The sequence below is a fragment of the Phenylobacterium glaciei genome, from assembly GCF_016772415.1.
Taxonomy (GTDB): domain Bacteria; phylum Pseudomonadota; class Alphaproteobacteria; order Caulobacterales; family Caulobacteraceae; genus Phenylobacterium; species Phenylobacterium glaciei.
This window is the reverse complement of record NZ_JAGSGD010000001.1, coordinates 2,318,636-2,331,753: the sequence shown is the minus strand read 5'-3', so window position 1 is coordinate 2,331,753 and position 13,118 is coordinate 2,318,636. Positions and strand designations below refer to the sequence as shown.

The window sequence follows — 13,118 nt, the reverse complement described above, 5'->3', positions numbered from 1 at the left end:
TGGAGGCTTCGTCGCGTGTCTGAAGAGGTGGTTGCTGCCCCAGCCCGCCGGCGCACAATTAAGCGCGCCGCCAAGGCTCCAGTGAGTGTTGAGAACGCGCCCGAGGTCGATTTGCCGACACAGGTCACAGCGCCTGAGACAAGCGGCGCCCCGCCAGTCACGACCATGTTCGTCGCGTGCCTGGCATTTGGCACCGCGCTGTGCCTACTGGGCGCCATAGATAGCCCCATTGCGAAGTTCGCAGGCGTGTTTGGCCCGATCGGCGCGACGCTCATTTATCCGATTTGGGGCGCGAGCCGGAGATTGCATCGGCGCGCGAGTTTGCGCGAACGATTTGCAGACAACTGCTACTATCTTGGCTTCATCTTTACCCAACTTGCCTTGGTCGTAGGGTTCCTCCCGGTAGCGCTCTTCAATCGGACAATGGGAAGCAACGACGTGTTGCGCTTCTTCAGTCTGGCGCTAGGCGCGTCGCTCGTTGGGTTGGTCGCCAGAACGTTCTTCGTTCAGGTGGGGCAGTCGGTCACCGAGAGTTCTGACCTCGTTGAGGGTGAGGTTGACGCTCTGGCCAGGATGGTTTCGGCGAAATCCAGGAAGGTTCTTGGCGAGTTCGAAGCACTCAGCGCCAAGCTTGGAGAAAGCTATCTCAAGCTCGGGACAAACCTGGAGGCCTCGGCTGAGACGCTTCAACGCACCATGCAGCGCTTTGACCAAGCTGTGCGGTCAGACATCGATATCCTAGAACGGGAGGGGGGCTCCGCCGGAGCAGCAACCGCCGTCGCCGCTACAGAAATCGTGGCGCAGCAAGAGCACTTCTCAAGCAAGATCGAAGCCGCGGCTCGCGCAATTGATGCTCTGAAGGATGGCCTCCTGGCCCAGAGCAGCGAAGCTGGTCGCGCAATCACCCAGGCTTCGGAATCTCTATCGAAAGGCCTGAACGCCCTGCAGGACGTCTCTGGTCTTGCTGACGGCGTTCGAGCGATAGACGAGCGACTAGGCGCTATCACCCAACAGATGTCGTCTGTCGGAACAGGCATCGAAGAGGCGACGCAATCTGTACGCGCCAGCGCGGAAGCGGCAGCTTCGGCGACCGCCACAGCGTCCGCCGAAGCGGTACGTTCGACCGAAGTCGCCGTGGAGCGCCTCAAGTCCCAAGCCTTGACCAAGGCTGAAGCGCTGGATGGCGATTTGCAGGCTACTGTTGCTGCCCTTGAAAACACGCTGAGCGCCTTCCGGGCTGAGTTGGAGCGCATCCGTGTCTAACGCAGCCTATGCGGCGGACTCGGCCTCCCGGATCCGCAAGGAACGCCTCCACAACACCATGCTCGTCGAAGTGTTGGCGCTCTTGGTGTTCATGGCCATGGCCTTCGCCTTCGTGATGAGGGAGGAGGGGGACCGCACCAATCCCTGGAAGGAAAAGGCGGATAAACTAGAACAACAGGTTCAAGCGCTCGAACGCGTCAACCGCACCCTCACGACCCAGATCGCAGCGCTAAAGCGCCAAATCTCCCAACTGGAAGATTCCATTCGACTGCTCGTGGCCGAACATGACGGGACCCTGCCACCGAACGGCTACGTCACTATCCCCCGGGCATCCGTTGCAGCGGCGGCCGGCGAAGCTGCGAACCTACAAGCCCTTCTCGACGAGGCGCGGAGCGACAATGCCCGGCTGCGGGCTGAATTGGCCGCCTTGAAGGGGGGCAAGGGCGGTGTCGGATTGCCCAACTGCGCGGTAAGCGCAGGGTTCCTGGTGACGATCGACGTCTTCGGCGACGGCACCTATCGTGCGCACTCAGCATGGAGTTCTGGCGCCGAGCCGATGGTGAGGACGGTGCCCGGAGCGGTCCAGCTTGGCTCGGGCCAGGCCCTCAGTCGAGCTCAGTTTGGCCGGCTGGCTGCCCAGGTATCCGGTTGGGGGCGGAGCCAGGCACCTCCCTGCGCCTTCCGCGCTTCGGTCAAGGAGCACCACGGCAATCTGGCGCTCTACAAGCAGCAAGTCGGGGCGATCGAACAGTATTTCTACGTTCGGCGGAATTAGCATGAGCCGTCAGAGCTTGGAGATAATCGAAGATATCAGGTTCGAAACGGCCAGGATCTCGAGGGAGTTCGAACTCGCAGTCTATCGGGCCAATGGCGGCGTCTTCGATGAGCAGGTCGATCACGAAAAACTAATTGCGGACCTGGGACCGCGCGTGGGCGGCGAAGTCGCCAGGCGGCTTTCCGAGCTGCGGACATCAATGCGTAGCCTCTATGGCCTCAACCCTGCGCGCCTCTTGGAGCACATGGAAATCCTGCAGAAAGGGATTAGGCGCGGCTGGTTCCGGACCGGTGGATCCGCCGGTGGGCGACGCTAGGAAATGCCGGACCCCGTCATGAAGTGGACGAAGGCAACCCTGCTGGGAGCACTTGCCCTTTTCCTGATGTTCCAGGGAGCGTCCGCCGGATCGCATAGGCGCAACCGGCCTGAAGAGGTTGTCGGTCGAGTTGTGGGCGTTACCGACGGAGACACAATCACCCTGCTGACGGACGACAAAGCCTCACTAAAGGTGCGGCTCGTTGAAATCGACGCGCCGGAAAAGGGACAGCCCTGGGGCGCCCGGTCGAAGCGCTTTCTCTCGTCCCTGATCTATTCGAAGCGGGTGCGGGTCGTGGAAGCCGGGAGAGATCGATATGGCCGCACGCTCGGCCGAATCTACTCGGGCGACCGGGACATCAACGCTGAGATGGTGCGCAGTGGTTCAGCCTGGGCGTACCGCGCCTACCTCACAGATTTGTCATTTATAAAACTGGAGGACGAGGCTCGCCGCGCGAGGCGGGGGCTTTGGTCGCTTCCCGCAGGAGAAACGATTGCGCCCTGGGACTGGAGGCACCCGAAGAGCGGCGGCCGAGAAAATCGTCCATCTTTCCGGTTTGGAGACTTCAGGTCTGGCGCACTTGTTTGCGGGTCAAAGCGCTACTGCAAGGAAATGAGCTCCTGCTTGGAGGCGCGCTTTTACCTGCGTCAGTGCGGGATCGTTTCCCTGGACGGGGATAGCGACGGCCGGCCCTGTGAGAAGCTCTGCTGATAGTTTTCTGGAAGCCCTGAAGGACGTGCAGGGGCTCGGGGGAGGATAGATGGCTGGAAAGAATGGCTCCAAGGGCAGTCCTTTGGGTGCTGCTATCCTTATGCTTATTGCCGCTCTTACGTTCCTTGGTCCGTTCGCGGTGTCGGGCTGGCTGATCTTCAACGAGCTCCGCGGTCGGAAATTTAAAGGTGCGGCTTCTGCAGCAGCTGTGCTTTCCCCTGCTGAAATCGGCGCACTGCAAGAGTTCGACGCGCGGGTCGCCGCTCTCGATGCCGAGATGCTGGACCTGCAAGCTCAGGGTGTGCGTGCGGGCTATGGACGCCGCAATGACGGGTGGTTCGACGGCCGTCGCGTGGAGGCGAGAGAGTTGAACCTCCAACTCGGGCACCTTGCGGAATCGCGTGCGCAAGTCAGCGCTGACGCGGAGGGGCTTCGCTCTGCTCTTGCTGTACGCATGGAGTCCTGGCTCGCCGCACGCTCTGGTTTGGTAGGCGCGCGGAGCGGGCTGATCGCCTTCATCGTGGTGTTCTTCTGGGTCTCGACCTCGTCAGGTGGTGTTCGGGGAGCGTCAGACCTGTTGTTCGGGCACCCTGGAGGTGGCGCCGACCGCATGGTCGCCAGCCTTCTGGCTACCCTTGCAGCGGCGCTTGTAGCTTGGGTCGCCGGTTCAAGGACGAGAGCTTCCCTTGCTGCGTAGAACCTTCTCCAGCAGCTTCTGCCCGGTCTGCAATGACTTGGGCTTTGCCCCTTGCTTGCCGATCCTTTGGCTTATCGACAGGCCCGTCCCAGGAAGGCCCGCCGTAAGCGTCGTGCCACGCTTGCCCATGGTCGCCTTGAGGCCTCGTTTGCCGGCCGTCACGGAAGGTCCCCCGCGGCTCAGATTGAGCCAGACGTGTGGGATGAGGCGAAGCCGCTTGAAGAAGTTCAGACGCACGCTGGCTCTCTTTCTGACGAGTACCTGGACCAACGAAACTGACGCGTCGATACACAGGGCGGGAGGGAGTACCAACGATGCCCAATTACTATGAGGTCCTTGGTGTTTCCGCGCGAGCCGAAGACATTGTTATTGACGGAGCGTTTCGCGCGCTCATGAAGCGCTACCACCCTGACGTAGCGGGTCAAGGCGGCGCTGACCTTGACGCAAGAGTGAAGGAGATCACTGAAGCCTACGGAACGCTCAAGGACCCGGTTTCCAGGGCGCGATACGATAGCGATCTAGAGTACCGGGCCCGTCGCAGCGAAGGATCCACGGCAAACACTCCCCCGGAGACCGCTGAGGACCGTTCGACTAGTGTTTCGCAGACTGAGGTCCGGAACCCCGGCAATGCCCTCTCCAATGGCTTTATGGGGCTGGCAGCAATCGTAATTCTCGGGGCCATTGGCTCCCTTGGAAACTTTGGTAGCGCGGAGCCTCCACAAAGGCCGGCGGCGACTGAGGTGGCGCGGACCGATCCGGCGCCAACTCCCGAGGTGTCCTCGCCTCCCGGTCAGCTCCCTTCGAATGAGCCCGTCGCCCAGGATACTAAGGCAGAGGAACCGTCAACCCAGGTGCCGCTCCAAGGTGAGCGGCCGTCATTTGATTGCGGTCGCGCGGACACTGAGGTGTTGAGGCTTATCTGCAGTAATTCCGATCTCGCCCAAGCCGACAGACATATGGCCGAGGCATTTGCAAAGGCGATGGAGCGTCCCGACACTCGGGCCGAGATTAGGGCGGCACAACGCGCATGGCTGCGAGAGCGGGATGCCAGCCCAGCGGACGCTGACGCCCTTATGACGCTGTATTCCAACCGAATGGTCTCGCTCAACCAGGTTCCGGTTCAGGAGCCGATTTATTGATTGTGTGGGGTGATCGAGCCTCAAACCTCACGGTCGAGTTTGCGGATCTAAGCCGCACGTTCATTCCCGATCATGTCGCCTCGTAAACGTTCGGCATTTTTTCAGTCCCGGCGCGGCCGTCCCATCCAGCCCGCGATGCCGAATGGGAAGGCCGACGCAAGGTTGATCAGCACCCAGGTCTCCCGCTCGAAGTGGACCTTGAAGACAGGGTTGTAGAGGATCGCCAGCGCCACGAAGGCCCACCCTAGCCACCTAGCTGCGCCCCTTTGGAGGATCGAGTAGGCCAAGTAGGCGGCCGCGCCGCAGACGACCAGCCGCATCAGCATATAGAAGCCGTACGGCCAGGGACCTGCCGCCACCAACAGTAACACAAGCGGAACTGCCCAGAGGGGCGCGGGTACCTCTGAGAGGCTAGGGGGCTGCGGGTCTGTCATGCCGCCCAGATTGGCACGGCGAGACGTATCGTTGCGAGGCCCGCCGTGTGTTGCGCGGGTCATCGCCTGCCCACCGCAAACGGAGACTGAGTGCAAGGGGTCGTCCGTCGCTTCTTATTTCAGGCTCACCCCTGCATGGGAGTGTCCGACGACTTAGTTTCCGTTGAGGTGCGGTCCGCGCCGCTTGTCACGGCCTACAACTCCTCTAGTGAGACGACCTCGCCGGACGAGGAGCAGGCCGCTCAGATGCTTGCGGCGAATGATCGACCGCTACTGCCCGCCCTTCATTAGCCGAAAGCGGCCGTTTATCCCGCCCTGCCATCGATGGTTTTGCGCGAGCGACTTTGGCAGCGCGAAATGAAGTGGTCGCGCTCTGAGCTCGTTCCCACTACGGCCACTCCACTGCGTCGGAGGAGCGCAAGGGCGCAAAGTCCGTACCTTCCCGGCGCAGAAGGGCAGTGAACGGTGCGACCACGCTGCGAAGTACTGCTGGCGGCCCTGATAGACGCGATAGAGGCACGGCAAACAGCCATGACCGCTTCGCCATGGGCAACTTCCCTTCTTCCTCGTCAAACCCCAGAAGTCGGCAACCGCTGCCCGAAACTTCCTTGAGATCGTTAGAGTAGGTCGGCCCACGTAGTTGCCCCCTCGTATCGAAGACGAGCTCATCGATGAGCCATGGGTCGGCGGCGCGCGGGGCATAGCCTACGACAAGAACGGCAGTTGAACCTGGAGCCCACTCGGAAAGCGGTCCACTGCGGTAGAAATCAAAGCCGAGAAGAAGGTGCGCGGGGTTCCGTTGGTTGCGATAGACCGCGCTTAGCTCGTAGTTATAGGCATAGCCACTAGACGAATACTCTGCCCGAGATTGCTCTTCAGCGAAGCTCGGCTTGAAGCCCTCGCGTTCAAGACCTGTGATGATCGCCTCACAGAGGTGCTCCGCCTCCCGATAGACGCTTTCCATGATGCCAGCGGCCGCGAAGATTGGACACTCAGCCATCGGTCGCGCTCCAGAAGGCAAATCTGTTGTGGCTCCCAAGACTTGGGCCCAACCTTTGCGGGAAGCCTCCAAACCCGGCGACGTCCGCCAACTCGAGGAATTGCCGCACCAGGCACGCCCATCGCCCCGGGCTAGTCTCCTCGCAGGCCTCAAGGCGGTTAGCAACGTCCACCCAAGTAAGGCATTCCACGCCTTGAATGCCGCCCGGGTACCGGTACTTGGAAAGAACGAACGGGAGCTGCTCGCCCGGCCACCGACTGCGAACAGCTGCAATCTCGCGGTCTATCTCTCGCTTCAACTGACCGGGCGCCATGGGCCAATCCCATTTCATCTCGCCGATGACGAGGAGGTCTGGCCCCGTCGTAAATTTGAAATGCGCGACAAGGTCGGGCTCACAGCGTGAGACCCCATCCCCCACCAATTTCACCGCCTGCAAGCCAGCCGGCCAGAGGTGAATCTCGTGCTGAGCAACGGTCCGGCCGGCAGCCCGTCGGCCCACGGCACCGTCGAGTAGTTGATCCAGCGCGGCCATCGCTTGGGGTGCCTCCATAAAAGCCAGAGGACTGAAGACCATTGAGGTGATGGCGTCCTCATTCTTGGCGTTGGTATGTTCTAGGCGATCACGCGCCAAAATTCGCCGCACTCTCTTTGTGATGAACGCATGCAGCATGATGGCCTTTCTATCGAACGTCGCGCGTTGTTCCTGCCGCGATGATTGGCGAGAACACTATGCCAGATCAGACTATGCCTTGGCTGAAGTTTTGGACGGGCACGAGCTCCTCCTTTCCCTGCGTAGAGACGAGCACACCTCCCCAGCCGACGCTGGTTACGTCCGCTCCTGAAACCTAGAGCGCGCCCTTCAGGAATAGGCACATCGACGGCTTCATGAACCGCTGCTGTCCGTAAGCCCACCGCCATGCAATAGATCGGAGTAACCCCGATCCCCAGAGGACACGCGCAGGCCGGCTCTGCATGCCGAGGCCCACTTGTGGTGTAAGGAAGTCACGCCGAGGTCACTCCTGGCCTGCTACGCTCTTACACGGGACAAACGGAAACGACGCATGGGCCCTGAGGAGAATGCGCCTTTCAAAAATGCCTTGCTCAGCCTGGCCCCATGACGTGCGCGCGAGCAGGCGCAAGTGTTAGGTTTTGTCACCCATCGAACGTTGGCTCGCGACCAAGGCTTGGTACCCCGTGCGACGCCTCGCCCAGTCCTCACTGCCTTTAGATACGGAAGATCGGATTATGATCGGGGCAATTGCTGGCGACATCATCGGGTCTCGATTTGAAGGCGAACGTTCCCCTCACGCTCGCTTCAAACTCTTCCATCCCGACTGCAGTTTCACAGACGACACGGTGTGTGTTCTCGCCATTGCGAAGGCCCTCATGACCGGGAGGAATTTCGCCAAGAGCTTGCGGAGCTTCGTCAGGCGTCATCCCGGCCGCGGGTATGGCAGCCTGTTCGAAGAGTGGGCTAAGGACGCGCGTGCCGGTCCGTATGGTGGCTGGGGCAATGGAGCGCCGATGCGCGTCGCGGCTGTGGGGTGGTTCGCGTCGGATGAGACTGAGGCCTTGGACTTAGCGGCAGCTCAGGCCTCGGTTAGTCATGATCATGAGGAAGCCATCACGGCAGCGCAGGCGGTCGCTGTGTCGATACTGCGTTTACGGCAAGGCCAGTCCGTGGAGGAGGTCAGGGCGCATATCACCACCGCCTTCAACTACGACCTCTCGCCGGAAGTCGTCTTCGAGGACGGTGGCTTCGACGTCTCTGCCGCCGGCACCGTTCCTCCTGCCCTCGCTGCTGCATTTGAGGCGAATGACTGGGAAGGAGCAGTGCGCAGGGCCGTGAGTCTGGGCGGCGATACCGACACCTTGGCCTGCATCGCCGGCGCCGTGGCGGAGGCGATATACGGCGTACCCGAAGCTATCGCCGCCAAGGCGCGCACGTATCTCACGCCAGACTTGGCAAAGGTGTTGAGCGCCTTCGAGCGAACTATGCGTAACGCCTACCGACCGGCCAATTCCAAAGGCTAGTGGATCGAATCTGACACTTGGTCCTGAAGCTGGCGCGCCCAAGGCGGGCGGAGCGCGGCGGCGCTTATGCCCGGAAGCGGACCTCGCCAGAGTCGCAGAAGGGTGGGAAGCGCACATTGCAGCGATTGCTTGATCAGGGCTTGCCGACCGGCGGATTTAGAGCACTGGGCGGCGATGATCCGCCGTCCGCGACGTGGCCGTCCCGCAGATGAATAGCTAATGCAAGTCCCGGAGGCTGACTTCCCAGAGAGTTTGCATTTGGCTTGGCGGGTTCAACAAACACCATATCTTCCGCACGATCGTATCGCGCAGCTTAGCCATGTCTGCGTAGTCGTAGACGCATATCATACCTTCGAACACGTCGCGAAGTTCTCGGTATTCACTTCCGATATTGGGATCAGCCAAAACCTCGTCTATTACGCGCTGATCCGTCATCCAATTGTTGATGAGCGTCTTCACTGAAGGAAAGTCAGACGGATTTTCAAATTTCTTCACGCTATCGACCTCGTTGACGAGGTGGTAGCCGAGAAGCTGGCCGTTACCTTTGAATATTGAGTCCGCAATTCGACCCGCTACGTAGTCGAACCCTTTGCTTCTAAGGTCCGCTATAAATAGTCTCTTTTTCCCATTGAATCGGTTTTCAGCGATCAGTTTACACTCACGCAACTCCTTCCCTAGCGGAACAGAAAATTGATCACCTTGCTGCTTGTCTAGTCTCATAGCGGTTTCGAGGTCTCTAATTGCCTCCTCGAACAATATGCGCCAGCGATAAATCTTGGCTCGGTTGATTAGCGGCGCAGGATTGGGGTTTGTCTCAAACGATTTTGTGTAGAGTGCAATCGCATCGGCGGTGCGATACTCGATTGCTGCCTCCATCCCCTGTTGGAAAAGTTGCTGACCGACTTCATACGCTCGCGATTGAGGCACCCCGCCCCCGAACATTTTTCGCAACACCGTAACTCCGTCTCGGAATACTTCCCCAGCCTCGAGCCTAAGTCATGATCCGTAGCGTGTCACCCCGGGTCTGCCGTCTAGGCGACGCATACCGGCGCGGACGCTCCCACAGGCTGATCACCCTTGGCTGGTCATAGCCTGGGATAATGACGAATGCGCCCAGGCTCGGCGTTTCAGACATCCTCTCGCTCCAGCTGCTTATGCTGCACGATTCGCCTACCTCCGAACGTCGGCTATGGGTCCAGGCTGTGTAAAAACTCGCGGCTGAGCTGACGGACGTCGGCCATGACCGTGAGCAGCTCGCCAACATGGGCGCGCAGGCCAAGGCGGAGATGGGCGTCGAAAGCCTCGATGTGCTGGCCGACCGCGGCTACTTCTCAGGCGAGGAAGTGCTGGCCTGCGAGACCGTGGGCGTCATCCCCTACGTGCCCAGGCCGCTGACCTCAGGCGCCAAGGCCGACGGACGCTTCGGCAAGCAGGACTTCGTCTACATCTCCGGCCAAGACGTTTGCCGCTGCCCGGCCGGCGAGTTGCTCGCGCGCCGCATGACGACCGTCGAGAAGGGCCAAACGCTGCATCGCTACTGGAACCCGTCGAGCTGCCGGACCTGCCCACTGAAGGCCCAGTGCACGCCAAGCAAAGAGCGGCGCGTCACCCGCTGGGAGCACGAGGCGGTGATCGAGGCCATGCAGGCCAGGCTCGATCGGAAGCCCGACGCCATGCGGTTCCGCCGGGCCACCGTCGAGCACCCCTTCGGAACGCTAAAATCCTGGATGGGAAGCACCCACTTCCTCACCCGAACCCTCGAAAAGGTCCGAACGGAGATGAGCCTTCACGTCCTGGCCTACAATCTGAAGAGAATGATCCAGATCTTCGGAGTGATCCCGCTAATGCAGGCGGTCCGGGCCGGAGGAAGCCCCTCTGCCTGACCCGTTCGACGCTGATCCAAGCCGTCGAACTCAACACCAACCCGCCGCCGAACGCCCATCTCAACACGGCAAACGCGTTTTTACTCAGCCTCGGTCGGTTCTCACCGTTGGGTTCGGGTCCGAAACCCGACCTTCAACGCTTCGCCTAACCCGTGGGACCACCTGCTAGGGGCGCGCAGAACCAGGCTGAAGACCAGATACCGGATAATTGCGCATATCGCCATCGCGTGGGCTGCGCCCGCCCCGATCCGTTGCACCCGCTTCCTGTTGAACACTTGGCCTTCCCGCCGCAACAGCACGTGCAGTCGCCGATAGCCGAAGCGCCGGCGTTCCTGGGCCAGCGCTTTCAGGCGTTCGCGCAAGGCCGCGTCATCCGGGCGCGTGGCCTGGTAGCGGACAGTGGTCCGGTCGGTGTCGATCACCCGGCACGCCCGACCTGGTCAAGACCTTCACCCGTCCCTGCGCCGGTTACAGCAAGACCGCCTGGGCCTGCGAAGTGCTCTGGCCCGGCCCGCCCAGCCTGGCGCCCCACGTCGAGAAGGGTGCCGCCGAGCTGCGGCGGGAGGGGCGGTACGGCGTCCACGATTGACCCTCGGCGGCTCGACGTTGCGTGCAAAAGCGGCGACGCCTGATTATTTTTTGATCACCCACCCTCGTCCAACCCGCCCCGGCTGCACTATCGTGCATCTGATCGGACCTTTGCTGGGTCCTGCGGGGTAGGGCAGATGGATCATTGCGAGTTCCCGTACGGCGTGGAGACTCCGCCGGCGTTTTCCGCCTTGGTCAGTCTCGGCTGGCTGCTGGCCCTCGTGGAGCTGCTGGTGATCCTGGCCTTGCTGGCGCGCCGCGCCGCGGCCCGCAAGGACCCCGACACTGAGGTCATCGCCTGGAAGTACGCCACGATCCTGGTCTTCGCCGAGGCCGCGGCCAAGGCTGAGCTCGCCAATATCTACAAGGCCCGCGACAACCTGCTGCGGACCATCGATCCGCTGCTGGGCGACGTGCTGCGGATCAGCGCGGGACTCGCGGCCGAGGTCAGCAAGCTCCGAGCGGTGGGGGCGCCGGCCAAGCCCGCCCCGGCTCACCCGCCCGCAGCAGCTCATCTCGCCGCCGGCCCGGCCGCCGCCCTGACCACCCTGACCGCCAACGGGCCGCAGGTGATCGTGAATCTTCAGAACGCGGGCCACGGCCCCCATGACGGCCACGCCGATCCCGGTCATGGCGACCACGGCGCCAAGCCAGAACCCTCCCTCGAAGACCGTCTGGCCGAGGTGCGCGCCGCCGCGGTGGTCTTCGCCGAGTACTGGAATGACCGGTCCGCCCGTCTGGCCAATCTGCAGTCCGCCCGCGACCTCCTCAACCGCCGCGGCGACCTGCCCGCCGACCTCGAGAAGCTGCGCGCCGCGGCGACCGGCGCCCCCAAAACCGGCGGCCGGGGCGGCGACGCGACGAGCCATCGGGGCGTCCACACCTCTTGAGAACCGGGCCGCGCCCGCCGGGGGACGCGGACGGGCGCGGACCTAGAGGCCATCCCAGTCACGATGGATCATCGGTCCGCGGACTTCATCGAGGCCAGCAGCTTCGACCGCTGCAGCAACAGGCCGAACACATGACTGCACTCGACCGAGCGCCGAACGTCCATTTCACCCTTGCGTCTTGGAGGTCGTCCACACATGACCCCACCGAGCTTCAAGGCCCTCGACCCCAGCCATCGGGTCGGCCGGATCGATCGCCCGGACCATGGTGGCGCGGTTGGTCGGCTTGAAGAGGCGGTCGCATGGCCGGTTCAGTTCTGCGTCAGTCCAGTTGATGGGCACGTGGATCTGGGAGAACTGCCAGTCGTATTCGCCGCGTCGGACCCTGAACTGGTATTCGTTGCACATGGCGAGGAGCTAAGCGCTCCGCAGCGTTGGCCGCAAGGGACCGGAGGAATCCGACGTGGCTCCGAAGAACCGAGCCTCGCGGGTGAAGTGGAAGGAGGCGGTGTCCAGCCCCTCCATGGCGATGGCCAGCGCCATATAGTCCGCGCCGAAGGGCCGGCACGGGGATTGAAGTTGGCGCAGATCGGCGGCGTAAGGGACCAGCGCGTCGAAGGCGCCGGCGGCGGCCACGGGATCGCGGAGCCACCCGTTGTTCGCGCGGTAGGCCGGCCGCTCCAGTTGGAAGTAGAAGTTGCGCCGACGGGTGAAGTGGAAGGCTGCAGTCTCCAGGCTGTCCAGGGCGATGCCCATGGCCATGTCGTCCGGGCTCATGGGAACGCAGTCGGCCTGGATCTCCAGCATCTTGAGGACGTGAGGCGCGAGGCCGTCGAAGCGTTTGACGGCGACTTCCCGCGGTCCCAAGCCAACGTAGGTGCGCGCGACCACTAGTGAACCCCCTTCAGGTTCGAGGTGTTTGACTTAGCCATTTGGGAGACCTCCTGCCCGAAGTCGTAGGTCGCCCTTGCTGCGTGAGTCGAGCGGAATGTTCTGTTTCTGTTCTATTTCAAGATAGGTGGTGTCTCAGTTTGAAATATAGGGGCTGGAGAGCTGTCGATTTGACTCCTTCGCGTTAAAGGAGGCGCGTTGGTCCTACGCAACCGGGGGGTATGGTAGTGGCCGACGAGATCGATATCGCGCGGGGCGTTGTGCAGATCGCAAACGCCAATGGCGGCCTTTGCACATACAAGCGCGCCTACCGCGAGGTTCCGAACCACGTTCAATTAAGCGCTGCAAACACGGCGCCCTCAATAAAGCGCCCTGGTGAGCCGATGTTGCATCAGCTCGTGCGAAACATCAAATCGCACCAAACGATGCTTGGAAACTTCGTTCATGACGGACGCCTCGTTCACGTCCCTCGTGTTGGTTTTCGCGTCCCGTAGCGGGCC

16 protein-coding genes and 2 pseudogenes are annotated in these 13,118 nt (G+C 61.9%); 10 read left to right on the top strand and 8 right to left on the bottom strand.

Annotated features, from left to right (window positions below):
• Positions 1-15: 15 nt before the first annotated feature.
• From JKL49_RS11385 to JKL49_RS11365, 5 genes are read left to right on the top strand one after another with little or no spacing between them, the layout of a single operon-like run.
• Positions 16-1,263, top strand: a complete 1,248-nt coding sequence (locus JKL49_RS11385) for a coiled-coil domain-containing protein (protein WP_215340657.1) — start codon at positions 16-18, stop codon at positions 1,261-1,263.
• Positions 1,256-2,038 (top strand): bZIP transcription factor, encoded by a 783-nt coding sequence (locus JKL49_RS11380; protein ID WP_215340655.1) that lies wholly within the window; start codon positions 1,256-1,258, stop codon positions 2,036-2,038. Before JKL49_RS11385 ends, JKL49_RS11380 begins: the two co-directional genes overlap by 8 nt.
• A gap of 1 nt (position 2,039) precedes the next feature.
• Positions 2,040-2,354 (top strand): hypothetical protein, encoded by a 315-nt coding sequence (locus JKL49_RS11375; RefSeq protein ID WP_215340653.1) that lies wholly within the window; start codon positions 2,040-2,042, stop codon positions 2,352-2,354.
• An 18-nt stretch (positions 2,355-2,372) separates the two neighbouring features.
• The gene (locus JKL49_RS11370) at positions 2,373-3,065 is read left to right on the top strand and encodes a thermonuclease family protein (RefSeq protein ID WP_215340651.1); all 693 of its coding nucleotides are present in this window, start codon (positions 2,373-2,375) and stop codon (positions 3,063-3,065) included.
• A gap of 49 nt (positions 3,066-3,114) precedes the next feature.
• The gene (locus JKL49_RS11365; protein ID WP_215340643.1) at positions 3,115-3,762 is read left to right on the top strand and encodes a hypothetical protein; all 648 of its coding nucleotides are present in this window, start codon (positions 3,115-3,117) and stop codon (positions 3,760-3,762) included.
• On the opposite strand, the gene JKL49_RS11360 is transcribed toward JKL49_RS11365, so the two are convergent.
• The gene (locus JKL49_RS11360; protein ID WP_215340642.1) at positions 3,733-3,999 is read right to left on the bottom strand and encodes a DUF4236 domain-containing protein; all 267 of its coding nucleotides are present in this window, start codon (positions 3,997-3,999) and stop codon (positions 3,733-3,735) included. The genes JKL49_RS11365 and JKL49_RS11360 overlap by 30 nt on opposite strands.
• A gap of 77 nt (positions 4,000-4,076) precedes the next feature.
• Between JKL49_RS11360 and JKL49_RS21400 the strand changes: the two genes are divergently transcribed.
• Positions 4,077-4,901, top strand: a complete 825-nt coding sequence (locus JKL49_RS21400; RefSeq protein WP_215340640.1) for a DnaJ domain-containing protein — start codon at positions 4,077-4,079, stop codon at positions 4,899-4,901.
• Positions 4,902-5,002: 101 nt separating this feature from the next.
• Here the strand turns inward: JKL49_RS21400 and JKL49_RS11350 are convergent, their stop codons facing one another.
• The 3 genes from JKL49_RS11350 to JKL49_RS11340 all read right to left on the bottom strand — a co-directional run bounded on the left by JKL49_RS11350 (position 5,003) and on the right by JKL49_RS11340 (position 7,005).
• Complete coding sequence (locus JKL49_RS11350) at positions 5,003-5,335, bottom strand: DUF6804 family protein (RefSeq protein ID WP_347340373.1); 333 nt, start codon at positions 5,333-5,335, stop codon at positions 5,003-5,005.
• 388 nt (positions 5,336-5,723) lie between these two features.
• Positions 5,724-6,335 carry a hypothetical protein gene (locus tag JKL49_RS11345; protein WP_215340630.1) on the bottom strand — a complete coding sequence of 204 codons (612 nt, stop codon included), beginning with the start codon at positions 6,333-6,335 and terminating at the stop codon, positions 5,724-5,726.
• Positions 6,328-7,005 carry a hypothetical protein gene (locus JKL49_RS11340; RefSeq protein ID WP_215340628.1) on the bottom strand — a complete coding sequence of 226 codons (678 nt, stop codon included), beginning with the start codon at positions 7,003-7,005 and terminating at the stop codon, positions 6,328-6,330. The genes JKL49_RS11345 and JKL49_RS11340 overlap by 8 nt, the downstream gene beginning before the upstream one ends.
• A gap of 575 nt (positions 7,006-7,580) precedes the next feature.
• On the opposite strand from JKL49_RS11340, the gene JKL49_RS11335 reads away from it, so the two are divergent.
• Positions 7,581-8,369 (top strand): ADP-ribosylglycohydrolase family protein, encoded by a 789-nt coding sequence (locus JKL49_RS11335; protein ID WP_215340626.1) that lies wholly within the window; start codon positions 7,581-7,583, stop codon positions 8,367-8,369.
• Between the two features lie 216 nt (positions 8,370-8,585).
• Here the strand turns inward: JKL49_RS11335 and JKL49_RS11330 are convergent, their stop codons facing one another.
• Entirely contained in the window at positions 8,586-9,323 is a 738-nt protein-coding gene (locus JKL49_RS11330) for a tetratricopeptide repeat protein (protein WP_215340615.1), read from the bottom strand.
• 266 nt (positions 9,324-9,589) lie between these two features.
• On the opposite strand from JKL49_RS11330, the pseudogene JKL49_RS11325 reads away from it, so the two are divergent.
• Positions 9,590-10,252, top strand: a pseudogene (locus JKL49_RS11325) (transposase); the annotation flags it as partial.
• A gap of 245 nt (positions 10,253-10,497) precedes the next feature.
• Here the strand turns inward: JKL49_RS11325 and JKL49_RS11320 are convergent.
• Positions 10,498-10,686: pseudogene (locus tag JKL49_RS11320) on the bottom strand (IS3 family transposase); the annotation flags it as partial.
• A gap of 291 nt (positions 10,687-10,977) precedes the next feature.
• Between JKL49_RS11320 and JKL49_RS11315 the strand changes: the two are divergent.
• On the top strand, positions 10,978-11,730 hold the full coding sequence (locus JKL49_RS11315; protein ID WP_215340613.1) for a hypothetical protein: 753 nt from the start codon (positions 10,978-10,980) through the stop codon (positions 11,728-11,730).
• A gap of 165 nt (positions 11,731-11,895) precedes the next feature.
• Here JKL49_RS11315 and JKL49_RS11310 read toward each other — a convergent pair whose 3' ends face one another.
• Positions 11,896-12,135 carry a hypothetical protein gene (locus tag JKL49_RS11310; protein WP_215340611.1) on the bottom strand — a complete coding sequence of 80 codons (240 nt, stop codon included), beginning with the start codon at positions 12,133-12,135 and terminating at the stop codon, positions 11,896-11,898.
• A 9-nt stretch (positions 12,136-12,144) separates the two neighbouring features.
• Complete coding sequence (locus JKL49_RS11305) at positions 12,145-12,618, bottom strand: hypothetical protein (protein ID WP_215340610.1); 474 nt, start codon at positions 12,616-12,618, stop codon at positions 12,145-12,147.
• 227 nt (positions 12,619-12,845) lie between these two features.
• Here JKL49_RS11305 and JKL49_RS11300 point away from each other — a divergent pair, with 227 nt between their 5' ends.
• On the top strand, positions 12,846-13,112 hold the full coding sequence (locus JKL49_RS11300) for a hypothetical protein (RefSeq protein WP_215340608.1): 267 nt from the start codon (positions 12,846-12,848) through the stop codon (positions 13,110-13,112).
• The last annotated feature ends 6 nt before the right edge of the window (positions 13,113-13,118 follow it).